The sequence below is a fragment of the Halomonas sp. PA16-9 genome, from assembly GCF_009728585.1.
GTDB lineage: Bacteria > Pseudomonadota > Gammaproteobacteria > Pseudomonadales > Halomonadaceae > Vreelandella > Vreelandella titanicae.
In genome coordinates this window covers 464539-491492 of sequence record NZ_CP040451.1, presented here as the reverse complement: position 1 = coordinate 491492, position 26954 = coordinate 464539, and the positions used below count along the sequence as shown (strand labels likewise).

17 protein-coding genes and 6 pseudogenes are annotated in these 26954 nt (G+C 57.6%); 6 read left to right on the top strand and 17 right to left on the bottom strand.

All coding sequences use genetic code 11. The annotated features are described in order from the left end of the window. Positions 1-14 precede the first annotated feature (14 nt). Positions 15-1508, top strand: a complete 1494-nt coding sequence (locus FDY98_RS26530) for a heavy metal translocating P-type ATPase (RefSeq protein WP_340146645.1) — start codon at positions 15-17, stop codon at positions 1506-1508. Between the two features lie 123 nt (positions 1509-1631). Here FDY98_RS26530 and FDY98_RS02315 read toward each other — a convergent pair. From FDY98_RS02315 to ffh, 11 genes and pseudogenes are all read right to left on the bottom strand, one after another. After that, positions 1632-2260, bottom strand: a pseudogene (locus FDY98_RS02315) (YitT family protein). A 45-nt stretch (positions 2261-2305) separates the two neighbouring features. Next, a complete protein-coding gene (locus FDY98_RS02310; protein ID WP_027957741.1) occupies positions 2306-4117 on the bottom strand; it encodes a single-stranded-DNA-specific exonuclease RecJ in 1812 nt (603 codons plus the stop codon). A 7-nt stretch (positions 4118-4124) separates the two neighbouring features. After that, a complete protein-coding gene (thrC, locus tag FDY98_RS02305) occupies positions 4125-5513 on the bottom strand; it encodes a threonine synthase (RefSeq protein WP_027957740.1) in 1389 nt (462 codons plus the stop codon). Positions 5514-5519: 6 nt separating this feature from the next. After that, positions 5520-6837 (bottom strand): annotated as a pseudogene (locus FDY98_RS02300) (homoserine dehydrogenase). 110 nt (positions 6838-6947) lie between these two features. Beyond that, positions 6948-7750: pseudogene (locus FDY98_RS02295) on the bottom strand (DsbC family protein). Continuing rightward, a pseudogene (gene xerD / locus FDY98_RS02290) lies at positions 7725-8604 on the bottom strand (site-specific tyrosine recombinase XerD). Before xerD ends, FDY98_RS02295 begins: the two co-directional pseudogenes overlap by 26 nt. Before the next feature lie 130 nt (positions 8605-8734). Beyond that, positions 8735-9091: a 50S ribosomal protein L19 gene (rplS, locus tag FDY98_RS02285; protein WP_027957738.1), complete on the bottom strand. Its 357-nt coding sequence runs from the start codon at positions 9089-9091 to the stop codon at positions 8735-8737. 140 nt (positions 9092-9231) lie between these two features. Continuing rightward, entirely contained in the window at positions 9232-9999 is a 768-nt protein-coding gene (trmD, locus tag FDY98_RS02280; protein WP_027957737.1) for a tRNA (guanosine(37)-N1)-methyltransferase TrmD, read from the bottom strand. 101 nt (positions 10000-10100) lie between these two features. Continuing rightward, positions 10101-10646 carry a ribosome maturation factor RimM gene (gene rimM, locus FDY98_RS02275; RefSeq protein WP_027957736.1) on the bottom strand — a complete coding sequence of 182 codons (546 nt, stop codon included), beginning with the start codon at positions 10644-10646 and terminating at the stop codon, positions 10101-10103. A 71-nt stretch (positions 10647-10717) separates the two neighbouring features. Further along, on the bottom strand, positions 10718-10966 hold the full coding sequence (rpsP, locus tag FDY98_RS02270; RefSeq protein ID WP_007111767.1) for a 30S ribosomal protein S16: 249 nt from the start codon (positions 10964-10966) through the stop codon (positions 10718-10720). Positions 10967-11277: 311 nt separating this feature from the next. Continuing rightward, positions 11278-12678 (bottom strand): signal recognition particle protein, encoded by a 1401-nt coding sequence (ffh, locus tag FDY98_RS02265; protein WP_027957735.1) that lies wholly within the window; start codon positions 12676-12678, stop codon positions 11278-11280. Between the two features lie 370 nt (positions 12679-13048). Between ffh and FDY98_RS02260 the strand changes: the two genes are divergently transcribed. Then, a complete protein-coding gene (locus FDY98_RS02260) occupies positions 13049-13846 on the top strand; it encodes a cytochrome C assembly family protein (RefSeq protein ID WP_009288264.1) in 798 nt (265 codons plus the stop codon). Positions 13847-13951: 105 nt separating this feature from the next. After that, positions 13952-15230: pseudogene (locus FDY98_RS02255) on the top strand (HlyC/CorC family transporter). Between the two features lie 15 nt (positions 15231-15245). On the opposite strand, the gene FDY98_RS02250 reads toward FDY98_RS02255, so the two are convergent. Further along, complete coding sequence (locus FDY98_RS02250) at positions 15246-15854, bottom strand: 1-acyl-sn-glycerol-3-phosphate acyltransferase (RefSeq protein WP_217920682.1); 609 nt, start codon at positions 15852-15854, stop codon at positions 15246-15248. A gap of 53 nt (positions 15855-15907) precedes the next feature. Then, on the bottom strand, positions 15908-16522 hold the full coding sequence (locus FDY98_RS02245) for a TetR/AcrR family transcriptional regulator (RefSeq protein ID WP_027957733.1): 615 nt from the start codon (positions 16520-16522) through the stop codon (positions 15908-15910). A gap of 192 nt (positions 16523-16714) precedes the next feature. Here FDY98_RS02245 and FDY98_RS02240 point away from each other — a divergent pair, with 192 nt between their 5' ends. Both FDY98_RS02240 and FDY98_RS02235 read left to right on the top strand, forming a co-directional pair. Beyond that, a complete protein-coding gene (locus FDY98_RS02240; protein WP_009288261.1) occupies positions 16715-17401 on the top strand; it encodes an SOS response-associated peptidase in 687 nt (228 codons plus the stop codon). Continuing rightward, complete coding sequence (locus FDY98_RS02235; RefSeq protein ID WP_027965460.1) at positions 17401-20268, top strand: insulinase family protein; 2868 nt, start codon at positions 17401-17403, stop codon at positions 20266-20268. Before FDY98_RS02240 ends, FDY98_RS02235 begins: the two co-directional genes overlap by 1 nt. A gap of 39 nt (positions 20269-20307) precedes the next feature. On the opposite strand, the gene sbcB is transcribed toward FDY98_RS02235, so the two are convergent. The 4 genes and pseudogenes from sbcB to minC all read right to left on the bottom strand — a co-directional run bounded on the left by sbcB (position 20308) and on the right by minC (position 23850). Then, on the bottom strand, positions 20308-21801 hold the full coding sequence (gene sbcB / locus FDY98_RS02230; protein WP_027957731.1) for an exodeoxyribonuclease I: 1494 nt from the start codon (positions 21799-21801) through the stop codon (positions 20308-20310). Between the two features lie 81 nt (positions 21802-21882). Further along, positions 21883-22134: a cell division topological specificity factor MinE gene (minE, locus tag FDY98_RS02225; RefSeq protein ID WP_007111776.1), complete on the bottom strand. Its 252-nt coding sequence runs from the start codon at positions 22132-22134 to the stop codon at positions 21883-21885. Beyond that, positions 22131-22947, bottom strand: a pseudogene (gene minD / locus FDY98_RS02220) (septum site-determining protein MinD). The gene minE and the pseudogene minD overlap by 4 nt, the downstream one beginning before the upstream one ends. A gap of 144 nt (positions 22948-23091) precedes the next feature. After that, the gene (gene minC / locus FDY98_RS02215) at positions 23092-23850 is read right to left on the bottom strand and encodes a septum site-determining protein MinC (protein WP_340146644.1); all 759 of its coding nucleotides are present in this window, start codon (positions 23848-23850) and stop codon (positions 23092-23094) included. A gap of 226 nt (positions 23851-24076) precedes the next feature. Here minC and FDY98_RS02210 point away from each other — a divergent pair, with 226 nt between their 5' ends. Beyond that, positions 24077-26890 (top strand): DUF349 domain-containing protein, encoded by a 2814-nt coding sequence (locus tag FDY98_RS02210; protein ID WP_155705671.1) that lies wholly within the window; start codon positions 24077-24079, stop codon positions 26888-26890. Positions 26891-26954: the final 64 nt, after the last annotated feature.

The window sequence follows — 26954 nt, the reverse complement described above, 5'->3', positions numbered from 1 at the left end:
GCCGAACAGCGCGGGTGATTCGCGACGGTCACGAGCAGGAGATTGATATTGATGCGGTGCGCGCTGGCGACCACGTACGAGTACGCCCCGGCGAGCGTTTACCGGTGGATGGAGACGTCGTTGAAGGCCAAAGCCATATCGATGAGTCGATGCTTACCGGCGAGCCACTCCCCATCACCAAAAGCGCGGGGGATGAAGTCAGCGCTGGCACGGTGAATGGCAAAGGTGGCTTGATCTATCGCGCCACGCGGGTGGGCACCGACACGCGCCTGGGGCAGATTACCGAACAGGTAGCGAGCGCCCAAAACTCGCGCCCACCGATTGGCGAGCTAGCCGACCAAGTTTCCAGCGTTTTTGTACCTGCGGTAATGATCATTGCCGTATTGACGACCCTGGTGTGGTTCAACCTAGGGCCCGCTCCCCAGGTGATCCATATGTTGGTGACGGCGACTACCGTACTGATTATTGCCTGCCCCTGCGCGCTGGGTCTGGCGACGCCAATCTCGACCATGATCGGCGTCGGTAAAGCGGCAGAGCATGGGGTGCTGGTACGCAGCGGCGAGGCGCTGCAAACCGCTAGCAAGCTGACCACGCTAGTCGTCGATAAAACCGGCACGCTCACCCAGGGCAAGCCCAGCGTCACCGATGCGCAGATGTTTGGCGTAGAGCAATCCACCGCGCTGGCGTTGGTGCACGCGCTGGAACGCAGCTCCGAGCACCCATTGGCGGCGGCGTTAATGACCTACGCGGATGAACACGAGGCTAACCCTGCCGAGATTAATGGTTTCGACAGCGTGACTGGTGGCGGGGTAAAAGCCCAAACCGCCGACGGCAAAGCGCTGCTGCTGGGCAATGCGCGTCTGTTAAGTGAAGCCGGTGTGGATCTCAAGGCAGGTGAAGAGCAAGCCCGCGCTCTGGAGGAGCAGGCCCGCACGCTGGTGTACTTGGCGGTAGATGGCAAATTGGCCGCCCTGTTTGGCATCAGCGACCCGCTTCGCCACGACACCGTGGCCGCAATCAAGCGCCTGCAAAAAGACGGCTTAACCATCGTTATGTTAACCGGCGATAACGAGCACACCGCCAGGGCCATTGCCCAGGAAGTAGGCATTGATAAGTTTCGGGCAGGGCTGTTACCCGAGGACAAGCACGCCGAGATAGAGCGTCGTCAGAAGGCGGGAGAAATCGTTGGCATGGTGGGCGATGGCATCAATGATGCCCCGGCGCTGGCCCGAGCGAACGTGGGCTTTGCGATTGGCCAAGGCACCGATGTGGCGATTGAGAGCGCGGGCATCACGCTCATGCGCGGCTCGCTGCACGGGGTAGCGTCAGCAATTGAGATCAGCCGCGCCACGCTGCGCAATATCAACAGAACCTGGTGGGTGCCTTTGGCTACAACCTGCTGTGTATTCCCATCGCGGCGGGGTGCTCTACCCACTCACCGGCATGCTGCTCTCACCGATGATAGCGGGCGCTGCCATGTCACTCTCTTCCATCACCGTGGTGAGTAACGCCAATCGCTTGCGGCTATGGAAAGCCAGTCAGGAGGACGCCTCATGAGCTTATTGATCAACTTGGCAGGCCTGGGGCTTATCGCACTGATAGTGTGGTGGTTCTGGCTTGGCTAAACGTTTTTAGCTCACCCCAATATAGCGCCCTGGCTTATGGTTCAGGGCGATAATCAGGTTTAGCGTCAATGCTCCCAGCACTGAATAACCCACACGATCCAGCGGTAGCTGCGTTAACGCAATCAACAGAATAACGCCATCGATGGCGAGTTGAACGTAGCCTGCGCGCAGGCCGTGTTTTCCTGTAAGTAGAGCGCAAGGATATTGATACCGCCCAGGCTGGTACGGTGGCGAAACAGCATCAGCATACCAATGCCCATCAGCGCGCCGCCCATCAAGGCGGCGTAGATCGAGGGCACGTTGGCAAATTGCACCCAGCCTTGGGTTAACTCAGAAAACAGCGATACTAAGCCGATGGCGGCAAAGGTGCGTAGGGTAAAACTCCACCCCATCCGCTTCACCGCCAAGTAGTAAAACGGCAGGTTAATGGCAAAAAAGTACACTCCAAAACCCCAGCCGGTAATGCTGCTGGTGATGTAGCTCAACAGCAGCGCCAAGCCTGCCGTACTACCGGTCAATAGCACCGCATGGGTGTAAAAGGTTACCCCCAGCGCAACAAAGAACGTGCCCAGCAGCATCGCCATCATATCTTCATAGGGGCGATGCTGATCCTTGGGTAAATCTTCCACGCGCATGGGGCGTCCTTACTTAAGTTGCCAGTAGGTGATGCGATGTACAGCTTAAATTGGGCTGGCGTGCTCGACCATCAACTGCAGCGTCTCGCGGCCGCGCCAGCGGTTACGGTTAAGCTTATAAGCACAGTGCAGTGTATCCCCCACGTTAAACCCAGGCAGTTCCCCTGGCGTTAAGGCACGAAACCAGATGGCTTTGCAGGTCACCGGGCCAGAGGAGAGTTCCAGCATCAGGTGCGCGCCGTCAGCACCCACCGGGCGCAGCGCCTCGACAATAAAGCGGCCTTCAAACAGCGGCGGATCAAACTCCCGCCCGTAGGGCCCAAGGGTTTCTATCTCTTGCAAGGTGGTCAGCGAAAGCTGTGCCGTGGAGAGCTCGCCATCCGTCCATAGGCGCGGATAGAGCGTTCGTCCCTCCAGCTGTTCGCCTACGGCCCTCAAGAAAGCCGCTTTAAAGACGTCAAGCTGATCCCGTGGCACGCCCACCCCTGCCGCACCACTATGACCGCCAAAGCGTGGCAGCGCCTGGGGAGCAAGCTCAAAGGTACGCTGTAGGGCATCGCGCAGGTGCAGTCCATCAATCGAGCGGCCGGAGCCGGTTAGCATGCCAGGTGCCGAGGCTTGTGTTAGCACCAGCGCCGGGCGCCCGTAGGCCTGCACCAATCGCGAGGCGACGATACCCTGTACGCCGGGGTGCCCGTCTTCAAGCAGCACCACCACGGCGGGCTCATCGGCGTCCAGAGCTGCTGTGGCAAGAGTGCGCGCCTCGGCGGCCATATCGGCCTCAATCGCTTTGCGGGACTGGTTATCCTGATCCAGCACGTCGAGCTGGCGATTGGCGACCCCATCGTTCTCGGCCAGCATAAAGTGCAGCGCCGCGTAGGGGTCGTCCAGCCGCGAGCGGGCATTGATACGCGGCCCCATCTGAAACGCTAACGTCTCGGCGTTAAACGGCACACTGTCAGCGCCTAAGCGCGTGGCCATAGCGCGCCAGCACGCCGCATCCATACGATTGATCAGTTTTAACCCTTGATTGACCACCGCGCGGTTGGCGGGGCTACCGCCTAGGGAGACACAGTCAGCCACGGTGCCCAAAGCTACGTAGGAGAGCCAGGGCGACAGCTTGGGCGTCGACTCTGATAGCGCCCCCCACTCAATCAGCACGCCGCGGGCGAGTGACATCAACAGCCACGCCACCATACAGCCAGCGATGGTTTTGTCGGGATACTCACAGTCATCACGGGTAGGGTTAACACAGGCGAATGCCGAGCTTGGCGGCCCCTCACTGGGCAGGGCGTGGTGGTCGCTGACTACCACGTCGATACCTGCCGCTTTTAATCGCGCGATACGCGGCTCATCAGAGCTACCACAATCGGCGGTAATCACCAGGGTGGGAAACGGCTTTTGAGCCAAGGTGCGCTCTACCAGCGGTAGGCTAATCCCATAGCCGTCGTGAATACGGTGGCCAATCAGGCTATGTAGCTTGCCCTCTGGCACCCCAAACAGCTCCACCAGCGTGCGCCTAATCACCACGTGGGAGGTAATGCCATCCACGTCGTAGTCGGTGAGAATGCCGATGGCCTCACCCTCTGCCACCGCCTGAGCGATACGTTCGGCGGCGCGGCGACCGTCGGCCAGTTTCTCCGGGTGGGCCAAATAACGCAGGCTAGGTGCTATTAACGGTAGCAACTCACCGCTGTAGCCCGGCAAGCGCGAGGCCAGCAAACGCGCCTGCAGTTCGCTTAGGCCTTCCGCCTGAGCGCGGGCATAAAGCGCCTCATCCACTGGACGAGGCTCTAAGCGCGGCCCGGCCTTGCTAGACGACAGCGTGCGATGGGGTAAATCAGTCACTGAGGCCATTAATACGTCAACGCCGGTTTTCCGCAACGTACTGCTGCACGGCGGCAAGTTCCGCAGGGAGCACTGTGTACCGCTCTTCGCGCTCAATCAGGTCTTCCATATGCGGCGGCAGTGGCACGCCCAGGAAGCCCGCCTTCACAACGGCCTCGGCGAATTTAGCCGGGTGCGCAGTGGCGAGGGTAATCATTGGCGTTGACTGATCTGCCCGGGCACGCTCGGCAGCACGATAGCCGGTGGCGGTGTGCGGGTCGAGCATTTCACCAGTGCGTTTATGGGCGTCGCGGATCACTTCCAGAATCGTCGCATCGTCCACGCTGTAGCTGGAGAACTTCTCGCGCAGCTTGGCCAGCGGCGCATCGGCCAGCGCCGTGGGTTCCTGCTGGAAGCGCTCAAGCAGCGCCGCCACGGCCAAGCCATCGCGGTCGTAGGCGTCAAACAACAGGCGCTCAAAGTTAGATGACACAACGATATCCATGGAGGGCGCTAAAGTAGCCGCTAGCTCTTTTTTGGAGAAGTCGTTGGCGGCCAGCGTGCGGTGCAGAATGTCGTTGGCGTTGGTGGCGATGATGAACTGCTTCACCGGCAGGCCCATTTTGTAGGCCATATAACCGGCAAACACGTTGCCGAAGTTAGCCGACGGCACGCAGAAGCTCACTTCACGGTGCGGCGCACCCAGCGCAACGCCGGAGGCGATGTAGTAAACGATCTGCGCCATAATGCGCGCCCAGTTGATCGAGTTCACCGCGACCAAGCGAGTACCGTTGAGGAACGACTGATCGGCAAAGCTGGCCTTGACCATCGCCTGGGCGTCATCGAAATTGCCTTCGATGGCAATATTGAAGACGTTATTGGCCAGCACCGAGGTCATTTGTCGGCGCTGTACTTCCGAGACCCGGTTGTGCGGGTGCAGGATAAAGATATCCAGGTTGTCGCAGTGGCGACAGCCTTCAATCGCCGCCGAGCCGGTATCGCCAGAGGTCGCACCCATGATCACCGCACGCTCGCCACGCTTTTTCAGGAAGTGGTCGAGCAGGCGGCCGAGCAGCTGTAGCGCTACGTCTTTAAATGCCAGGGTCGGGCCGTGGAACTGCTCAAGCAGGAAGTGATTGGCATCCAGCTGTTTGAGCGGCAGCACGGCGTCGTGATTAAAGGTCGCGTAGGCCTCGGTCACGATGTTGCGGAAGGTCTCGTCGTCGATCTCACCGTTCACAAACGGCTTCATCACCCTAAAGGCGATTTCCGCATAGGAGAGCCCGGCCATGTCGGCCAGCTCTCCCCGGGAGAACTCAGGAATTGTTTCCGGCACATAGAGGCCGCCGTCGCTGGCCATACCGGTGAGCACCACTTCTTCAAAGGAGAGCGCGGGCGCCTGCCCGCGCGTGCTGATATAGCGCATCTAGGCTTACTCCCCTTCACTCAAGCTTTCCACGCGAATACGCGTGACGGGGCCCGCAATATCGGCCATGGATTCGATTTCGCGAATCGCTGCGTTCATCTGCTTCTCTTTAGTACGGTGTGTGAGCAGAATGATCGGCACCAGCTCGCCTTCGGTCGCCTCTTTCTGAATCAGTGCCTCGATCGAGATGCCCTGCTCAGATAGAATCGTGGCCACCCGCGCCAACACGCCGGGGCGATCCACCGCCAGCAGGCGCAGGTAGTAGGCCGTGATGATATCTTCCATCGGCATGATGGGCAGTTGGCTGACATCTTCGTCGATGCCGCTAAACGCCAGGTACGGCACCCGGTAGCGGTGCTCGGTGGAGATATCCCGCGCCACGTCGAGTAAATCGGCCACCACCGCTGATGCAGTCGGCTCGCGCGCCGGCGCCAGCGCCGTAGTAGAGCGTCGGCCCTACCGCGTCGCCCATTACCGCGATGGCATTTTTGACGCCGTGAACATTGGCCAGCAGGCGCTCTTTAGGAATCAGCGTGGGGTGAACCCGCAGTTCCAGGCCTTGATCGGTACGCTTGGAGATACCCAGGTGCTTGATCACGTAGCCAAGGTTGTCGGCTTGCTCGACGTCTTCCGCAGTAATCCGTGAAATGCCTTCGGTGAAGGCTTTCTCGAACTGCAGCGGCACGCCGTAGGCAATCGAGGCCAAAATCGTCAGTTTGTGTGCCGCATCGATACCTTCCACGTCAAAGGTGGGGTCAGATTCGGCGTAGCCTAGCGCTTGAGCTTCCGCGAGCACGTCCTCAAAGGCGCGGCCTTCATCGCGCATATGGGTAAGAATATAGTTGCCGGTGCCGTTGATAATCCCCGCTACCCATTCAATGCGGTTGGCACCCAAGCCTTCGCGCAGCGATTTGATCACCGGGATGCCGCCTGCGACTGCAGCTTCGAATGCTACGATGACGCCCTTTTCGTGAGCGGCTTTGAAGATTTCGTTGCCGTGCACCGCAATCAGCGCCTTGTTGGCGGTGACCACGTGCTTGCCGTTTTCAATGGCGGTGAGCACCAGCTCGCGGGCGATATCGTAACCGCCAACGAGCTCCACCAGGACATCCACATTGGGGTTGGTCGCGACTTCAAACACATCGGAGGTGGCATTGATGCCGGTAATATCGCAGTCAGGATGAATACTGCGGTGAGCAACCTGCTCAATCACAATAGGGCGGCCAGCACGACGCGCAATATCATCAGCGTTGCGAGTCAATACGTTAAAGGTGCCGCCACCGACAGTACCTAGACCACAAATACCTACTCTTACCGGTTTCAAAATACTTCCCCTTTCGTGTTGTGCACCTGGTGGTGCTGGCCTTAATTACGGTTTTGAATTCGATCTTAAAGACCGTGCCTCAGCGCTTTGTATTATCTTTCAATGTGACGTCATTCGTCATCTAAGCCTAACATGGCAAAGAGCCGCTCGGGGGCACAAAGCCCGGCACCAGTTGCCCATTGGGCAAAATAATTGCTGGCGTGCCCTGTACACCCAGCGCCTTACCCAGATCATACTGCCCCGCCACAGGATTGTCGCAGTCTGCTGCGCTGGAAATAGTCTCGCCCTCTTTGGCTTGAGTCATCGCTTCACTGCGATTATCCGAGCACCACACCTGCTGCAGCATGGTGGCAGCCTGGCTACCCATACCCGCACGGGGAAAGGCCATATAGTGAATGGCGATACCACGCTCATTCAACTCCGGAATGGTGTCGTGTAACCGCGCGCAATAGGGGCAAGTAGGATCGGTAAATACCGTCACTGTTGCTTTCGGTTCTTCGGCACCGCGGAAGATCACTAGCTCACTCTCAGGTACTGCCGCTAGCGCATCTGCACGCTCTTGATTCTGCTCTTGCTCGGTTAAGTTGACCAACCCGTCGGGTGCATTTTCATATAGGTCACCGACCAGGAAGTGGCTACCGTCTGCATTGGAGTAGAAAGATTCGCCGTTCTCCAACCGCACGTGATAAACGCCATCCATAGGCGTTTCGGTGACCACTTCCACGGGCATCGACTGGCCATTGACGCTAAGTGATTCAGCCAAACTATCTGCCACGTCGTCAGCCTGTGCAGCGGAAGGTAGCAGGCTGGCAGTTAGCAAACACGCCAGCATCGAGGAAGGTGTCAGTAAAGGTAGTGTTACAAAACGGCGTTGACGCATCATCAATTCAACCTCGTGGGTGATGTTCAGCATGTAGGCTTTCCAAGCGCGCCTGGGCTACATGGGTATAAATTTGGGTCGTCGACAGATCGCTATGACCCAGCAGCAGCTGTACGACCCGCAAATTGGCCCCATGATTCAATAAATGGGTGGCAAATGCATGGCGAAGCGTATGGGGCGACAGTGGGCGGGTAATCCCTGCCGTTATGGCATGCACCTTAATCCGGTGCCAAAACGTTTGCCGGGTCATCGCTTTGTCACCCCGCCCAGGAAACAGCGCGGGGCGTGTTGGGTCGCTCATCAGCGCCAACCGTGCAGTCTGCATATAGTGCGCCAGCCAATCTGCGGCCTCTTCGCCCATGGGAACCAAGCGGTCTTTATCGCCTTTACCACGCACCCTAACCACGTTTTGGCGCAGATTGACCGCATCACCAGTGAGCCCTACCAGCTCTGATACCCGCAAGCCACAGGCGTACAGCAGCTCCAGCATGGCACGGTCACGAACCCCCAAAGGAGTCTCCGTATCCGGCGCCAAGAGTAGGCGCTCAACCTCGTCCTCTTCCAAGGTATTAGGCAAGCCGGTATGACCCGCGGTAGTTTGATATCAGTCAGTGGGTCACTTTCCACTTGTTGTTTAAACGCCCCCAACGGTAGAAGCTGCGCAGCGTCGACAGCAGCCGGGCATTACTGCGCAGTTGATACCCCTCCTCCCGGCGACTGGCCAGCCACTCACTGAGGCGCTCCGGCGGCGGCGCCAGAAGGGCTTCACCGTGGCTCTCCAGGTGGCTCTGCCAGGCGGTTAAATCACGCCGATAGGCGGCTAACGTATGATCGCTGGCGCCCTGCTCAAGCCAGAGAGCATCTAAAAATGCATCGATAACGCTCATACGTTAGTCACCTCAAGCCGCTTTTGTTGAGCGGATAAACAAAACCCCGCCCCGCAAAGCGGTGACGGGGTCTTGGTATCCGGGCGCGACGCCTGTTCGAGAACAGCGTGCGCCCGAGGAGCAGTGGCGTTTAAGCCAGCTTTTCCTTGATACGTGCAGAACGACCACTGCGCTCGCGCAGGTAGTAAAGCTTGGCTTGACGCACGTCACCGCGACGCTTGACTTCGATAGAGTCAACCAGCGGGCTGTAGGTCTGGAAGGTACGCTCAACGCCAACGCCGTGAGAAATTTTACGCACGGTGAAAGCGGAGTTCAGGCCACGGTTACGCTTACCGATAACTACACCTTCAAACGCCTGCAGACGCTCGCGAGTACCTTCTTTTACTTTTACCTGAACGACAATGGTGTCGCCGGGGGCAAAGGGAGGAATTTCTTTGCCCATTTGCTCAGATTCGATCGCCTGGATCACTTTGCTTTTACTGCTCATCATCATACTCCTGAATAACGTGTTGGCTTGACCGCTCAATCATGGGTGGCGGAAGCCGTGATCCCGGCGCTCGAAACGAGCTACGCGGGAGTCGTTATGGGTGACACAGGTGCGCATACGCCCTGCACCGCCGCTCTGGCCTACTCAGTTTTAGCTGACAGAGCGTGTTCTTCGATAAACTCGTTCAACAGCTTACGCTGTTCGGCATCTAACGGCCGCCCTTCCAACAGGTCTGGACGACGCTGCCATGTACGCCCGAGTGACTGCTTTAACCGCCAGCGCTTGATGGCTGCATGATTACCGCTTAACAGCACATCCGGCACTTGGCGCCCGTCGATGACTTCTGGACGGGTATAGTGCGGGCAGTCTAACAGACCGTCATTAAACGAGTCTTCGATAGCGGAATCCTGATGACCCAGTACACCGGGAATCAGCCTTGCCGCTGCATCAATCAGCACCATCGCTGGCAGCTCACCGCCGCTCAACACATAGTCGCCAATCGACCACTCTTCATCGATGTCACTCTCCACCACGCGTTCATCAATGCCTTCATAGCGCCCTGCCACGACCACTAAAGGCCCGGCGGAAGCCAGTGCTTGAACGCCCTGCTGATCCAGCTTACGCCCCTGGGGCGATAGGTAGATCACCGTCGGCACTAAACCGGTGGCTTTCTGCGCCCGTTCCCGGGCGGCAAAGATCGCTGCGCGCAGGGTGTCGACTTTCATCAACATGCCTGGACCACCACCATAGGGGCGGTCATCGACGCTGCGGTGGCGGTCAGTGGCATAATCCCGCGGGTTCCAAAACTCCAGTGCAATACGCTGTTTTTCTACCGCTCTGCCGACCACACCCTGTTGCGTGAGCGCGTCGAACATCTCAGGAAACAACGACACTACACCAATCCACATTGCAGGCACTGCTGCTTCGCTCGCCGTTTCCGGCGCGTTGCCACTATCCAACTCGGTTGAGTCGGTAGATGCATCATTGCTCAAACTGTTCATAAGTTTGGTCAAAACTCAGGATCCCAATCGACGACCATACGGCCCTCTTGGGAACTGATTTCGATAATGACGTCGTCTGGCAAAAATGGCAGCAGTCGCTCGCGCTTGTCGATTGACTCTGAATCGCCGCGAACCACCATGACATCGTTGGCGCCGGTTTCAAACAGGTAGCTTACCCGTCCTAGCCGTTCGCCGGCCTGAGTGAAGACCGCCATGCCTTCAAGCTCATGCCAATAATACTCATCGTCGGAAAGCTCAGGCAGCGCCTCTTTGGGCATCAAGATATCCGTTTGGGCTAATGCTTCCGCCGCACTACGGTCATCGACCCCTTTAAGCTGCACCACAAGTCCTTTGCCCTGCCGACGCCCTTGAACAATGCTTATGCGCTTCAGGGTTTCACCTTGGCGCACCCACCATTCCGGGTATTCAAGAATGCTGTCCATTGGGCTAGTGTAGGAGTACACCTTGAGCCAACCTTTCACCCCATAAGGGCTAGTCAGCTTGCCTAGCACCACATGCGTGTCGTCAGTTTGGCTTATTTCAAAACGCGTCATCGACGACCTCAGCTACCCAGCACTCACTTTCTCACACAATAAGTCTCAGACAACAAGACTCAAAATCAGGCTTAGGCCTGTTTGCGTGCTTCTTTTACCAGCTCAGCAACACGACCAGACAGCTGGGCGCCTTGGCTCTGCCAGTGAACAACGCGGTCTAGGTCAACGCGCAGACGCTCTTCCTGACCACGGGCAACCGGGTTGAAGAAGCCGATACGCTCGATGAAACGACCGTCGCGAGCGTTACGCGAGTCGGTAACGGTCAGGTGGTAAAAGGGACGCTTCTTGGCGCCACCACGGGCCAAACGAATGGTAACCATACGATAACTATCCTTCGGTTGAGGTTACGAGAGTGTGTTTATAGCGCTAACCGCTATCGGAACACTCGTCGTGCTGTTTTCTTGGCGCTAAACTGGCACACGACCACATAAAGCGGCTTGCATGACCTTTTTTAACACCATTAAGGCCTTCATTGAGCGCTGCTACTGCTACGTTTTGACGTATTTGGGCAGCACCCACGCATGAAGAGGCCGCATTCTACGCAAATGCGCCCGGCTTGGAAAGCCTGACAGCCAGAAAACTGATAGGTCGTCAACCTCACCAAGCGCATCAGTACGTTACTATTGGCGTCTTAGCGCCGCGGCAATCCACCGGGGCCGCCCATTCCACCGGGCCCACCTGGGCCGCCGCCACCCATCATGCCGGACATGCCACGCATCATTTTCTGCATGCCGCCCTTCTGGCCTGCTTTCTTCATCATTTTCTGCATCTGCTTATGCTGCTTAAGCAGGCGATTGAGGTCAGGCACTTGCAGACCGGCCCCCGAGGCAATGCGGCGCTTGCGCGAGCCATTGATAATGTCGGGCTTGCGGCGCTCTTTAGGCGTCATGGAATTAATTAGTGCTTCCAACTTGCCCAGCTCTTTCTCGGGACCAGGGCCTTGAGCCATCTCAGCCATCTGCCCCATACCCGGCAACTTGCCCATTAGGCCACCCATACCGCCCATCTTCTTGAGCTGCTGGAGCTGATCGCGAAAATCTTCCAGGTCAAAGCCATCACCCTTCTTGACCTTTTTGGCCAACTTCTCGGCTTTGGACTTATCGACGGTGCGCTCGGCTTCCTCGATCAGCGACAGCATGTCGCCCATCCCCAGGATGCGCGAGGCGACTCGGTCTGGGTGGAACGGCTCCAGGGCGTCGACTTTTTCACCGACACCCATAAATTTGATCGGTTTACCGGTAATGTGACGCACAGACAGCGCCGCACCGCCACGAGCATCACCGTCCGCTTTGGTCAGAATCACACCGGTTAGCGGCAGCGCTTCGCTGAACGCCTTGGCGGTATTGGCAGCATCCTGGCCGGTCATGGCGTCGACGACAAACAGCGTTTCCTGAGGCGAGACCGCTTTATGCAGTGCCTGGATCTCCGCCATCATGGCTTCATCAATCGCCAGTCGACCGGCGGTATCAATCAGCACCACATCGTGAAACTGGATCTTGGCGTGCTTGATGGCCGCTTCGGCAATCGCCACCGGCTGCTGGTCAGAGCGCGAGGGGAAGAAATCCACTTCGACTTCTTTGGCCAGGGTTTCGAGCTGGTCGATGGCTGCCGGGCGATAAACGTCGGCAGACACTACCAAGACTTTCTTCTTCTCGCGTTCGCGCAGGTAGCGGGCCAGTTTGGCCACCGAGGTGGTTTTACCCGCACCCTGTAGGCCGGCCATCAATACAACGGCGGGGGAACCCTTAAGCACAAAGCCGTCGTTGGCTTCGCCCATAATCGCTTCCAGCTCTTGCTGGACGATTTTGACGAACTGCTGGCCTGGCGACAGGCTTTTGGATACTTCCTGCCCGACCGCCCGCTCGCGCACGCGCTCAATAAACTCCTTGATGACCGGCAGTGCTACGTCGGCCTCAAGCAGTGCGCGGCGTACTTCGCGCAGGGTATCTTTAATATTGTCGTCGGTCAGGCGAGCCTGACCCTTGATCGACTTTAACGTCTGGGAAAGACGCTCACTTAGATTCTGGAACATGGGGCCTCTCTGCCTCCGTCACTGCCGTCGGCGCGCACGCCCTGGACTCATTAGTAAAAAGATTATACGCGCTCATGCTTTGAGTCTCCATGGGCGAGTGCCAGCGATCCTGCCTGGGCAAGCTGACGCAAGGGCGCTGTTAACCCATCCATGGGCGCTACTTTCGCCATCCATGGCGAAAGACCCTTGCTTACAGCTTTCCCTGGCATTCCTGCATACTTACTCCGAGTCTTTAACTATTTTCATGCGTTTACCCCGCTGGGCGACGCCGCTTGGATTAGTTATAGTAGTTGGATAGATTCTCGTCGTAATCACACTTAATTCGTTTATTTATTCACCGCAACGCGCTGCAAGGCGCACGGATAGCATCATGCAGGCGCTACCTTTCGCCACGATTGCTTTTGTTCTTTATGTTGCCGCTGCCATTTGGCAAGGCATGACGCTGTTCCGGCGTGTGCCGCCTCGCCAGGGCATGGTGCGCCTGCTCGCTGTGCTGGGCTTACTGCTGCACATTCCTGTGGTGGTCAAATTAGTCGGCCAATCCCCTGGCCTACTGCCCGGCTTTACCACCAGCGCCACATTGCTGATGGCGGTTGCGGTCAACGTCGTGCTAGTTGCCAGCCTGTTTAAACCGGTGCTTAACGCCGGGATTGCACTCTTCCCGCTGGCGGGTATTGCACTACTCGCCGCCACGTGGCTGCCGAATCAGGGCGGCCATACCGGGCTTACACCGGGCATTTTATTGCATGCGATAAGTTCAGCGCTGGCGTTTGCCGTGCTGGCGATTGCCGCCGTCCAAGCGGTGCTGGTCGGCCTACAGAACCAGGCGCTGCGCCACCATCATATTCGCGGCATTGTGCAGTCGCTGCCACCGCTGACCACGATGGAACGGGTGCTGTTCGAGCTGGTGTGGGCGGGCATTATCCTACTGACGCTCTCCATCGCTAGCGGGCTTATTTTCCTGGACAATTTCTTTGCCCAGCACTTGGCACACAAAACCGTACTCTCGCTACTGGCCTGGATAATCTTCACGACCCTGTTGGTTGGTCGTTATCGCTTTGGTTGGCGCGGCATGCGTGCCGTGCGCTGGACACTGGGCGGTTGCGGCCTGCTGGTGCTGGCCTACTTTGGCAGTAAGTTCGTACTTGAGGTTGTACTCAATCGATAGCGGCTCAACCGCTACCGCGAGCGTTACCACGCCTTTGGTTGTCTTGACACACTACTCGCTACCTTCTACAAATCGAGCCTAATCCGCCACAAAGGACTTTTCGACTTGAGCGACGACTTCCCCCTGGGGTTACTGTTCGGCCTGCTAGCCTTACTGATACTGCTTTCTGCGTTTTTCTCCAGCTCTGAAACCGGCATGATGTCGATTAACCGCTACCGCTTGAGCCATCAAGCCAACAGCGGTGACCGCAGAGCCAAACGGGTCATGCGCCTGCTCACCCGCCCAGACCGCCTGATTGGCGTTATCCTGATCGGCAACAACTTCGTCAACAACCTAGCGGCCTCAATTGCGACCATTATCGCCATTCACTTCTTCGGCGACGTATCTGGGCCTGCAATCTCTACTACTCTGTTGACCATCACGATTCTTATTTTTGCCGAAGTAACGCCGAAGACCTACGCCGCGATTAAACCCGAGCGGATCGCCTACCCGACCTCCTACGCCCTTGAGCCGCTGCTAAAGCTGCTTTACCCGCTCGTATGGCTGGTTAACGTGATGTCTAACGGCCTGCTCCGGTTGGTGGGCGTTAAAAGCGTTGATAACGGGGGCGATAGCCTGACCCGTGATGAGCTGCGCACGGTGGTTCACGAAGCGGGCACGCTGATCCCCTACCGCCACCGGGCAATGCTGCTATCTATTCTCGATCTTGAGAACGTCACCGTGAACGACATCATGGTGCCACGCCACGAAGTGCTGGGTATCGACCTGGATGATTCGCTCGAAGATATTTTGACCCAGATTCGCACCAGCCAGCATACCCGGCTACCGGTTTATAAAGGTGATATCAATAATATTATCGGCATGCTGCATCTGCGCAACGCGGCACGCTTTCTCTCCCGGGACGAAGTTACCAAGGCATCGATTGTTCAAGAGGCACGGGAGCCCTACTTTATTCCCGAGTCCACACCGCTCCATACCCAACTGCTCAACTTTCAAAAGCAGAAACGGCGCATCGGCATTGTGGTGGATGAGTACGGCGACGTAGAGGGCTTGGTCACCCTGGAAGATATTCTGGAAGAGATCGTGGGCGAGTTCACCACCGATGTCTCTGAAGATGAAGAGATTCACCAGCAGGACGACGGCAGCCATGTGATTGAAGGCACCGCCAATATTCGTGAGATTAACAAGATGCTCGGCTGGCAGCTGCCTACCGACCGATGGCCCCAAAACGCTCAACGGGTTAATTCTTGAGCACCTTGAAGCTTTCCCAGAAGGCCCAGCATGCCTACAGATCGGCAATATGCGCATGGAGATTCTGGAGATCCGCGATAATCTCATTACCTCAGCACGCTGCTGGCAAAAGCTGCGGGCGCCACGCCGCTAATCAATGATAAGCGAGTTAATGGCGGTTGGCCAGATCCTGGTCAGCCGCTGCCTTTAGTGCTCTAACCCGCGCTTCGAGAAACCGCCGCAGCGCTATGTCATCGGCGTCCAGACGGTTGAGCGGGGGCCCAAAGTGCAGGCTCACCGGCGCCCGAAAACGCTTAGGGCACTTCTTTAGCGCCTTGCCATCATGGTGAGATGTCCACGACCCCCACAAGCCTGCTAACCCTGCCGGAACCACCGGCACATCGTCCCTGGCGAGAATAGCCTCTAGGCCACGCCGAAAGGCGTGAATTTCGCCATCAGGGGTCAATCGCCCTTCAGGAAAGACCATCACAACCTGCCCCTGGCGCAGCGCTGAGCTCACGTCATCCAGAGCGCGCCTCAGGGCGCCGGGGCTGCGTCGTTCAGACTCAATAGGGATTGCGCCAACCAGCTGAAACCACCATTTAAGCCAAGGCGAGTCAAAAATCGGTTGATCCATCACAAAGCGCAGCGGTCGGGGGCTAGCACCACCTAACACCAAGGCATCCATAAAACTGACGTGGTTACACACCACCAGCGCGGCCCCCTGCTTAGGGATATGCTCACGCCCATGCACCTGCAGCCGGTAGCAGAGGCGCATTGAGACAAAGATCAGCCAGCGCAGCGCCTGACGAGCCGCATTGACCCACCCACTCACGTCGCCGCCTCACGATGGCGTAGGCCCGCCAGAATGGTGCTCATCAGTTGATCCAGCAGCTCATCTACTTTTAATTGCTGACCCTGCCAATAGCCCAATCGCTCATTAAGCCCTAGCTGAACTAAACCATGCACGCTGCCCCACAGCGTGCGCCCCAAACGGCGGGCTTCGAGATCATCCAGCGCTGGCTGGTAGGATTTAAGCGACGCTTCTACTTGGGTAAACAGCGCTTCGATCAAATCGCTCTGACGCTGATCAAGCTCGCCTTCTTGGGCCAGCGGGTAATCAAACAGCAGTTGCCAGCGGTAACAATCCTGCTCGGCGAACCGCCAGTAGGCACGCGCCAGCGAACGTAGCCATGGCTCAGGGTCATCGTCGATCAGGCTGGTAATGGTGTGCTGTAAACGCGCCAACGTTTCCACATTGACGTGCTGCAATAAATTATTGAAGCTGCCATATAGCTTCAATAGGGTGCTGGGGGCACAGCCGACCTCTCTGGCCAGGGCACGCAGTGAGAGACCATGGACTGGCTGCTCAGCCAACCACTCATCACAAGCGTGCATGACCTGCGCATGGAGGGCATCGGGCGCATGCTGTCTAGGACGGGCCATGGCAATCTCTTAAGGTCAACGGCAAACAAGAAGGAAGCCTCACTGCGCTTTAGCGGGAGCAAGGGATAAGATAGGATACCTTACATCGAACACTGTTTTCGACACTAAAACGCTACATTTCGTGCTTTATTGCGCGCAGTCCCCCGCCATCCAGGTACACTTCCACGACGATTCTGCTTAAGGAGATAGCTAATGACGGGGCGATTGCATGTGCAAAATTTACCGCTGACCCGCTTATTGCCAACGCTAGCCACTCCTGAACCGTTGATTGAGTCGCCTAACCTAGCGCCTCGTAGGCCAATTTCCGCTATTCGCATAGAGCAGGGGCAGTACCGGCTCTCGTCGCTTTTCTGGGGCCTGACGCCGCCCTGGCTGGAGGTGCTGGATCACGCCCCCCACTGCGCACGGGCAGAAACCCTTGAATCACGGGCGATGTTTCGCGATGCCTTTAGCGCGCGCCGCTGCGTTATCCCGGTGAGCGGTTTCTATGTATGGAAAACCCAGCCCCGCAGCAAGCAACCCTATTTAGTGACCCAGGTATCCCGGGCGCCGTTGCTATTGGGCGCACTATGGTGCCGCTACCACACCACGTTAACGGCGTTTACCGACTCTGCCGCACTGATCACCGTACCCGCCAACCTGCTGTTATCGCCGTTAACCGACCGCCTGCCGGTCACTATACCCAGCCATGCGTTATCCGCCTGGCTCAACCCAGACACCGATACCGAAACGCTTAATTCACTGCTAGCACCCGCACCATTGGAACTGTTGGGCGCTTTTCCGGTATCTAAACATGTCAATAATCCCGCCTACCAGTCACCGGCCTGTGCCCATCCTACCGGGTCGATGCTGCGTTGGGCTGTGTCACAGGAGCTGTAATGTTGCGATCCACTTGCATAACCCGCTGGCGTGTTTTCCCACAGTGCGCAGTGATTGGCGTTATCGCCAGCATCGCGTTAACACCACTGGCCTTCGCGGCCACCGATGACGCCGTTGCCGACGCCATTGCTGACACAGTCACCCCGATCATTAGCCCCTATGACAGCCGCGACTACCGGGTTTTGACGCTCGAGAACGGCCTCAATGTGCTGCTGGTCAGCGACCCGGAGGCAGACAAGGCGGCAGCGTCGATGAATGTGCGAGTAGGCAGCGCCCAAGATCCTGATGACCTTAAGGGGTTAGCACACTTTCTAGAGCATATGCTGTTTTTAGGCACCGAGCCCTACCCGGAATCTGATGCCTACCAGCGCTATATTTCCAATAACGCGGGCTCTCACAACGCCTTCACCGCGCAGCAGGATACCAATTACTTCTTTGATATTGAGCCATCGGCGCTGCCGGGCGCGCTTGACCGTTTCAGCGAATTTTTCCTCTCGCCGCTGTTTAACGCCGACCACCTGGAGAGCGAACGCAATATCGTTCACTCGGAGTACATGGCGCGTATTCGTGATGAGTCCCGTCGCGAAAACGATGTGCTCAACCAACTGCTCAACCCTGACAACCCCACCACCGGATTTGCCGTGGGTAGCCGGGAAACCTTAGCCAGCCCGCCTGAAGGCGAGGCAACGCTACGCGAGCGGGTGATCGATTTCTATCACCAGCATTACGACGCCAATGTAATGAACCTAGCGATTGTGGCACCACAGCCGTTGGATCAGTTGGAGGAGTGGGTAGCCGAGCGCTTTGCCGATATTCCCGACAACGACTTAAGCGTGCCGACGATTGACGCGCCGCTGGTTGATTCAGACACGCTACCCCGCTATATCGAGCGCCAGTCGCTGCAGGATCGTCGTCAATTACGCTTCTACTTCCCAGTACCCGACCCCACTGAGGACTACCGTACAAAGCCGACCCAGGTAATCGCCCACCTGCTTGGCGATGAAGGTGAAGGTAGCCTGTTAGCGGTACTGCGCGATGCAGGACTGGCCGATGGGCTTTCCGCCGGTGTGGGGCGCGGCGATGGCAACGAAGCACTATTCACTATTTCCATCAGTCTGACGCCCGCAGGCGCCGAACGCTTGGACGATATTGAAGCCACCCTGTTTGCCGCCATTGATCAACTGCGTAATGATGCCCTCGCCGAATGGCGCTACGAAGAGCAGGCAAAACTCAATGAGCAGGCCTTCCGCTTTCAGCAGTATGGCGCCCCACAGCAGGAAGCCACTCGCCTTTCAATGAGCCTATCTCGCTACCCGGTAGAGGACGTGCAGTACGCGGCCTACCGTATGGATGGCCCCGACGCAGAGCGCCAGCAGGTTTATCTTGACGCGCTAACGCCGGATAACATGCTGCGCTTCTACTCAGCACCGGATATCGAAAGCGACACTGTCTCCCCTTGGTTCAATACCCAATGGGACGAGCAAGTACCCGAACAGCCGGGCCAACCCCTGAGCGGTTTGGCACTCCCGGGGCCCAACCCATTTATCGCCAGTGACCTGACGCTGTTGGAAGGCCAGGATGAGCGCCCCAGCCTGCTGGTCGAAACACCATCGTTTACCGCTTGGCACATGCAGGATGAGCGCTTTAATACTCCCACAGTTGAGTGGCGGGTCAGTCTGCAAAGCCCCACCGCCAGCTACTCCGCCCATGAAGCAGTGCTCACTCGGCTACTCGCCAGCTGGCTTAACGACAGTTTGAATGAATCCCTCTACCCAGCGTGGTTGGCAGGGCAGTCGTTTAGCGCTTATCCCCACGCCAGGGGCATGACACTATCGTTCTCAGGCTGGCGTGATGGCCAAACCCCGCTGATTGAACAAGCGCTTGAGCAATTAGCGCACGCAGAAATTACCGACAGCGCTTTCGAGCGGGTGCGTTATCAGCTGCAGCGCGAGTGGCGCAATGCGCCCCAAGCATCGCTCTACGGTCAAGCTAGCCGCACGCTGGGCGAAGCCCTACTCACACCACAATGGTCTACCGCTGAACTTCTCGCCGCCAGCGAGCGCTTTGACAGTGGTCACCTGGAAGATTTTCGCCAGCGCTTTCTAGATAACCTGTACGTCGATGCCATGGCGGTGGGCAACCTGGACGCTGACCTGGCGCGTGAACAAACACAGCTGATGCGTGCCAGGCTAAAACCGCGGTTAAACCGCGACGATATTGCTAACCTCACCCCACTTGCAGCAAGTGATGAGCACAGCGTGCTGCACCCTCACAGCTCTCGGGATGAGTCCTTGGTTCTGCGCTATCTGCAAGGCCGCGATCAGACGCCAGAGGAACAAGCCACCACCGCGGTGATCGCCCAGTGGCTGGAAACACCGTTCTACCAGCAACTGCGCACCGAGCAGCAGCTCGGCTACATCGTGAATGCCGGCTATTCGCCGCTGCTCGAAGCGCCAGGGGTTGCCCTTATGGTGCAATCACCCGACGTAGACAGCGGCACCATCGCCGAACGCATGGATGTGTTTCTTGATGAGGCTAACCAGCGCCTTGAACAACTCAGCGACGCTGACTTAGCGCCTTATCGCCAGGCTGTTCACGACCAGTTACGCCAACGCGATACCAGCCTTGCGGGCATGGCCAACCGCTATTGGCAAGCCACCGCGTTGGAAGATGTGCGCTTTGATCGCCGCGACCAACTGGCCGAACTAGTGCTGAACGTTAGCCTTGAGGATATTAAGGCCCTATGGCCATCGTTGCGCGAGCACACCCTGGATATTCGCTTTAATCCGGGCGACGAACCCAGCGATGTCAGCGATTATCGTGAAGAGCGCTCACCCCTGCCCAAAGTGCGTGATGACAATGCGTAAAGAGAACTCCCTACAGGAGTGACCTAAACGGGTACCGGCTCAGGCGTCAAATGCTTGAGCCGGCATCATGGCTTCCACGAACATCACCAGCTCTTCCAAAATCTGCCGCTCGCGATCAGTAAGGGTTTGCTGATTGTACTGAGCGATTTCCCGCGCAAACGCCTTGAGGGTAAAGCCCGCCAGGGCCGGATCATTGATCCGCATCCAACGAAACGCTTCCCACTGCTCGCGCTCTTCGCCTTCCAACGTGTCGGGGTAACTGCGTGCACGAAAGCGAAACAACATCTCTTCCAAGCGCGGATCCTGAAACGCAAAGCGCTGCCCTACCAAATCCCACGGCTCCATCTCTCGCACCCGCTCCATCTGCTGACGGTCAGCAGCCGAGAAGAAACTGCCTGAGTAGAGCATTAGATCAGGGTCTTGTGGCGCATCGTCGTAGCCTGCACTAAACACCTCTGCGATCTTAGCGGCAACACCGCTGGCATCACGCAGGGCTTTCCAGTGCTGCCGACAAGCCGCCACATCCAAGCCTAAGCGCGCAACGATGGTGCCATATTCACCCTGCTGAGGCCCCTCAACATCTTTCAAAGCACTGGCGGGAAACACCACCGGGCAACGGTTGATATGAATCACCTTCAGCGGAATACGCGCCTCGCCTTCGGATAAATCCTGCTGACTGACAAACACGCGCTCACGAATCTGCTCCGCCGACATACTCAGCATATCGCTGGGATCAACGCTCAAATCGTAAACGATCACCCCATTAGGATTTGTCGGGTGTTCGGCCAGCGGCATGACTAACGCACTACAGCCCCGGCTGGCGGGATAACGACGGGAGATATGCAGCAGCGGTTTGGCGTTGGGCAGGTCCAACTGCTTAGCCACCGCGCGCTTACCACGCAGACCGAGCAAATAGTCGAACAGCTTCGCATTGCGCGCCTTGAGCAAGCGGGCCAACGCGATCGTGGCCCGTACATCAGCTACCGCATCGTGGGCACCCTCATGGGCAATGCCGTTAGCTGCAGTTAAGTGCTCAAGCTTGAAGCTGGGTGCGCCGTCTTCGCGCAGCGGCCACTCAATGCCATCAGGACGCAGCGCATAAAAGGCGCGCACAACATCGATTAAATCCCAACGGGAATTGCCGTTTTGCCACTCACGGGAATAAGGGTCGAGCAAATTGCGGTAAAACAGATGGCGGGAGACTTCGTCATCAAAACGCAGGCTGTTGTAACCCACCACGCAGGTGCCCGGCTCACTCATATGGCGCTGAATCTCGCCCGCGAATTCTGCTTCGGGCAAACCATGGCGTTGGGCTTTTTGAGGCGTAATACCGGTAATCAAACAGGCGGCAGGATGAGGCAGGTAATCATCGGCGGGCTTGCAGTAGAGCTCGATCGGCTCGCCGATCTCGTTCAGGTCAGCATCAGTGCGCAGGGCTGCGAACTGTGCGGGCCGATCGCGACGCGGATCCGCCCCGAAGGTTTCATAGTCATGCCATAGAAAACTGGCAGGGGCAGCATTGGGTGGCGCCATGAACAATCACTCCGCTGGGCAGTTAAAAGCCCAAGCCTAGCACACCCGCCGCCCCTTTCGCCGCGTCTTCAGCGCTTAGGGTTAGCTTTTGGGGAGAGTAACGTTCAGTTCAAGCACTGAGCAGTTGTCTTCGCTGTCCAAGGAGATTTGAATGGCGTCGTCATCCACATGGACATAGCGACGGATCACCTCAAGTAGCTCGCGCTCAAGCATCGGCATATAGTCGGGCTGCCCGCGCTGGCTACGCTGATGCGCCACAATAATTTGCAAACGTTCTTTGGCTACCGAGGCGGATTTTCTGCGCTCACGCTTCAAGAACTCAAGCAGTTTCATCGACGACCTCCCCCGAACATACGGCTCAGCAGGCCTTTGCGTTGCATTTCATGGAAACGCAGCGGCATGTCTTCGCCGAGCAGGCGCGATACCGTATCGCTGTACGCTTGGCCCGCATCGCTGGAGATATCGTGGGTAACGGGCACGCCCTGATTAGAGGCACGCAGCACGGCCTCAGACTCAGGAATCAAGCCCAGCAGGTTAATCGCCAAAATTTCGCGGATATCATCGAGCGTCAGCATATCGCCTGAGGTCACACGCTCGGGATTATAGCGAGTCACCAACAGGTGCTCTTTGATAGGGTCTTCGCCCTGTTCGGCACGTCGGGTTTTAGAGGCCAGCAGCCCCAAAATACGGTCAGAGTCGCGCACTGACGACACTTCCGGTTGGTGACCACAATCGCCTCGTCGGCAAAGTACATGGCCAACTGTGCACCACGCTCAATACCGGCAGGTGAATCGCAAAGAATGAAATCGAAATCTTCTTTCAATTTCTCCAGAATCTCCGCGACCCCCTCTTGGGTCAAGGCGTCTTTATCACGGGTTTGAGAAGCTGGCAAAATAAACAGATTCTCGACGCGCTTATCACGAATCAGCGCCTGGTTAAGCCCGCTTCGCCTTGAATCACGTTGACTAAATCATACACCACGCGTCGTTCGCAGCCCATGATCAGGTCGAGATTCCGCAGGCCCACATCAAAATCAATTACGACTGTTTTTTTACCGCGCAGCGCAAGCCCCGTAGAGATGGCTGCCGCGCTAGTGGTTTTACCGACCCCTCCTTTACCAGAGGTCACTACAATTATCTTGGCCAAGAGTCACTTCCTTCTTGAAGTCGTTCGTCGCGAGCGCGAGACAGCTGGCGCTCTGCGCATAACGGGAACGTCAATGTCATCAACATGCCATACTGTAACGGATAGCGTCTTCGGCGTCGCTAGGCATGAAGCACCAACGCAGCCTCATACAAATACCTTAGCCCAGTGGCTTAATTTCAAGCTGTTCTTTTGTAAAGTGAACTTCTGCGGGCCGCCCCAGAAGCTGCGCATCAATATCTTCAGAGCGTTTGTAATTACCTGCCACTGAAAGCAGTTCAGCCTCCAATTCGCGGCAGTAAATACCCGCTTGGATATTGCCATGAATACCGCCAACGCACGGCCACGCAGCGCGCCATAAACATGAATACTGCCAGCGGCCAGCACTTCTGCACCGGCATTCACCGCCCCAATCACCACTAAATCTCCATCAGAGGCGCTTACTTGCTGCCCCGACCGCACGGTACCGCGATAAAGCCGCGTAGCGAGCGTTGGCGCTTCCGCCTCACTTACTGCCTCCTCACGGGAGACTTCTTGCACTGGCGAATTACTGACACTTTCAAGCCCCCGGGCACGGCCCTCTGCCACTGGTGGAAACCACCCCAACCCCAGCGCCCAGGACGATTGGCGCACCGGCTCGGTGCCACCGCGTACGGCCACCGGCAACAGCTTGTGGTCACGGCACACAGCACAAATGCGTTCAAGGGCTAAGTGGGGTTCATCGAGTTTTTCCACGCTGAGCACAACCGGTGTATGCTGAAAGAAAGCAGGAGACTGGGAGAATTTGCCAGCCAACTGCTGCCGGATTTGCTCCGGATCAGCACTACTTAGCTCCATGACGGTCATCGGCAACATGCCCCCTTTGAAGGTAAAGGCCACTACGGCACTATCCACGTTAAGGCTCATGGCCGAACTCCCCGTCATGTTCAGATAAGATAAAGGTAGCGTACTATCACGCATTTCGTCGTCTAGAAACACTGTAGTCTAAAAACAGTGTGGTCTAGAAGCAGTGTGGCCTAGAAAATAGACGTTTATCACACCATAGTAAGGCCAAGCTAAGCGACAGCGCCGGTGACTGCAACCACTGAGCCGCTTTTTTCATGCTACGCATTTCATACTAGCAGGATGATTCATGCACGGACTGTTAAGACGACTGTTCGCACCTCGGTGGCAGCACCCTGACCCCGAGGTGCGCCGTCAGGCCCTCCAGCGATTGAACCCTGAGCAAGCAGAGCAGCGCCAAGCGCTGCAGTCGCTCACTCAAGATAGCGACAGCCAGATTCGCCTAGCCGCGCTGCTAGCCCTGGATGACTGCGCAGGCCTGGTCGACGCTTACTCGCACCACCAGCAGGATGAGGCCTGGTTCAATGCTATTTGCCAACGGCTCAGCGGGCGTGAAGGCCATACCGACTTGCACCAACGCCAATCCTTGGTGGAACAGATCGAAGAGCCGCGGGTACTGAGCGCGGTGGCCCTGCAGGGTGACAACCTGAATCTACGCTTGACCGCACTGAGCAAGCTGGGCGATGAAAATGATCTGATTCATCAAGCTTGCCACAACGGCGTGGCCGCCGTTCGCCATCAGGCTGCCGAACGCATTGAGGGCGAAGAGGGGCTAAAACGGTTGTTAAAAGAGGCCCGCCGCGACCGCCAAGTGGTGCGTCTGGCACGGGAACGCCTCAACCGCTTGCGTAGCGACGCCCAGTGGCTAGAAGCAGAAGCGCAGCAACGCGAAACGCTCCTGAATCAATTAGAGCAGCACGCCCGTGCGCCTTGGGAACCCCTCTATGGCGGCCGCTTTCGCCACCTTGAACGGCAGTGGGAACAGTTGAACCAGCCGCCAAGCGTGGAGCAAGAGCAGCGCTTTCATCAAGCGGTGCTCAATTGCCGCAAGACGCTTCACGACCACGAAACCCAGGCAGCGCGCCAGCAGAGCGACGAGCGCCGTGAAGAAGCCGAAAACACCCGCGAACAGCTGCTTGAAGGCATCGAAGAAACCCTTGATGGCCTGCGCCACGCCTCAGCCATGACCGTGCAGGATATCGACAGCCTGCGCGCCCAGCGCCAACTATTAGGCCAACGCTGGCAGGCGCTTTCTGATATCCATCCGCCCAGTGAGACCATGCGCCAGCGCTACACGTTGGCGATTCATCACTACGACCAGTGCTTAGAGGCATGGCAGCGCTGGTGCGCGGCAAGCGCCCCCATCGAAACCGCATTGGCCAACGGCGACCACGCTACCCTCGCCACGCTGATGAGCGAATGCCAATGGCCGGATGCCTTAACGCCGCCCGCGCTGCTCGGCCGTGCCCAAGCGGCCCTCAACGCTGAAAACACTACGCCCTCGCAGCCGACAGAAGACAACGCCTCCCTAAAAGCACATGGCGCAGAACTCGACACCTTTGAGCACTTGTTAGAGCGCGGCGCCTTTAAAAGTGCCAGCCGTCTGCATCAGCGGCTAAAGCCGCGCATTGAAGCGCTGGAAAGCCCAGCCGCTCAACCGCTCAAAACGCGCTTAAAGCACTTAGCCGCCCGGCTCGCGGAATTACGCGATTGGCGGGGGTTTGTCGCCGGGCCAAAGCGCGAGCAGCTATGTGACAGCATCGAAACCCTCGCGAATGACCGCCATATGGCAGAAGAAGCACTTGACCGCCACCATCGCCAACTGGTCAAAGAGTGGAAATCACTGGGAGATGCGGCGGCTAACCGCGAACAGTCTGCTCGTTTTCGCAGCGCCTCGGATCGCATCCACGAACGTCTCGCCCCTTGGCGAGACCAGCTCAGCGAAGAGCGTGAGGCAAACCTTCAAGCCCGCGAAGCGCTGTGCGATCAGCTGGAAAACCTGCTGGCTCAGCCCGCCGAAGACGCCGACCCCGATGTGCTACGGCAAATCCGCGACAAAGCGCGCCACCAGTGGCGACACTACAGCCCCGTTCCCCGTGAACGCTCCGAGTCCGTTGGGCGGCGCTTTGGTGTCATTCGCCATCAGCTACAGGCGTTGATCGATCAGCGCGCTGAAACTATCGCCGCGCAAAAACGGGATCTGATCAGCCAGGTGAGCGCGCTGCGCAGCGACGAAAGCCAACCTCTTGCACAGCGCATTCACTTGACCAAACAGCTGCAGCAGCAGTGGCGGGCCCTGGGCCGGGCACCCAAAGGCGAAGAGCAAACGCTGTGGAAAACCTTCCGCCACGAATGTGATCAACTCTTTGCCCAGCGCGATGCGCATAAAACTGAGCAGGCAGCGCGCCAGCAACAGCAGCTTGATGAGATGCAAGCCCTCATCGACGAAATGGATAGCTGGCAGCCGATTGAGGCGAGTGAGTCGGCCACGTTGGAGCGCTTTATCGAACAAGCCAATCAACTTGAGCCGTTGCCACGCAATCGGCGCAGCGAAGGCATGCAGCGGCGGATGAGTGGCATCGTGCGTGCGCGCCGAGAACGCTTAAACCGTCTGGCGGTTGCCGATACAGTTCAACAGTGGCATGCGATCATGCCATTAGTGAGCGCTCACTTGACTGCCGACCAGCGCTACCTCGACGAAGGGATCCCAAGCAACGTGGACGCACAAGCGGCTCTCGGCACTTCACTGCCTACCGCCTTTAATGAGGCGCATAACGCACGCAATCAACAGCGCCATAGCGTAGCGGTACCGCTATCAGACGCTGATCACACTCGCATCGCCGACTCCCTCGCCAGACTGAGAGTGCACCTCTCGATGCTGGCCGTGGGTAGCGTGCGGCAGAGCGATGAGCCGCTGCGCTTGGCGATTCAGGTAGAGCGTTTGAATGAAGGCTTCAATCAAGAGCGCAGCCGTGATCAAGAAGTGATCAACATCTTGGTCGCGCTATTGGCGCTAGGGCCAATGCCAGCCACGCTATGGGACACTGAAGTAGAAGAGCTGGATAACCTGCTTAGCCGACTAGCGCGAGTCCCGCTACCTTAGCGTTAGCTTGGCATACTGCTCTAACCATGACCCCGCCTAACCATAACCCAAGAAAACGGGAGGC

Bases quoted from the DNA above. Each gene is read 5' to 3' on its own strand.
- FDY98_RS02310 (WP_027957741.1), bottom strand. From the start codon at position 4,117: ATGGCCTCAGTGACTGATTTACCCCATCGCACGCTGTCGTCTAGCAAG.
- thrC (WP_027957740.1), bottom strand. From the start codon at position 5,513: ATGCGCTATATCAGCACGCGCGGGCAGGCGCCCGCGCTCTCCTTTGAA.
- rplS (WP_027957738.1), bottom strand. From the start codon at position 9,091: ATGAGCAGTAAAAGCAAAGTGATCCAGGCGATCGAATCTGAGCAAATG.
- trmD (WP_027957737.1), bottom strand. From the start codon at position 9,999: ATGTGGATTGGTGTAGTGTCGTTGTTTCCTGAGATGTTCGACGCGCTC.
- rimM (WP_027957736.1), bottom strand. From the start codon at position 10,646: ATGACGCGTTTTGAAATAAGCCAAACTGACGACACGCATGTGGTGCTA.
- rpsP (WP_007111767.1), bottom strand. From the start codon at position 10,966: ATGGTTACCATTCGTTTGGCCCGTGGTGGCGCCAAGAAGCGTCCCTTT.
- ffh (WP_027957735.1), bottom strand. From the start codon at position 12,678: ATGTTCCAGAATCTAAGTGAGCGTCTTTCCCAGACGTTAAAGTCGATC.
- FDY98_RS02260 (WP_009288264.1), top strand. From the start codon at position 13,049: ATGCAGGCGCTACCTTTCGCCACGATTGCTTTTGTTCTTTATGTTGCC.
- FDY98_RS02250 (WP_217920682.1), bottom strand. From the start codon at position 15,854: ATGCGCCTCTGCTACCGGCTGCAGGTGCATGGGCGTGAGCATATCCCT.
- FDY98_RS02245 (WP_027957733.1), bottom strand. From the start codon at position 16,522: ATGGCCCGTCCTAGACAGCATGCGCCCGATGCCCTCCATGCGCAGGTC.
- FDY98_RS02240 (WP_009288261.1), top strand. From the start codon at position 16,715: ATGACGGGGCGATTGCATGTGCAAAATTTACCGCTGACCCGCTTATTG.
- FDY98_RS02235 (WP_027965460.1), top strand. From the start codon at position 17,401: ATGTTGCGATCCACTTGCATAACCCGCTGGCGTGTTTTCCCACAGTGC.
- sbcB (WP_027957731.1), bottom strand. From the start codon at position 21,801: ATGGCGCCACCCAATGCTGCCCCTGCCAGTTTTCTATGGCATGACTAT.
- minE (WP_007111776.1), bottom strand. From the start codon at position 22,134: ATGAAACTGCTTGAGTTCTTGAAGCGTGAGCGCAGAAAATCCGCCTCG.
- minC (WP_340146644.1), bottom strand. From the start codon at position 23,850: ATGAGCCTTAACGTGGATAGTGCCGTAGTGGCCTTTACCTTCAAAGGG.
- FDY98_RS02210 (WP_155705671.1), top strand. From the start codon at position 24,077: ATGCACGGACTGTTAAGACGACTGTTCGCACCTCGGTGGCAGCACCCT.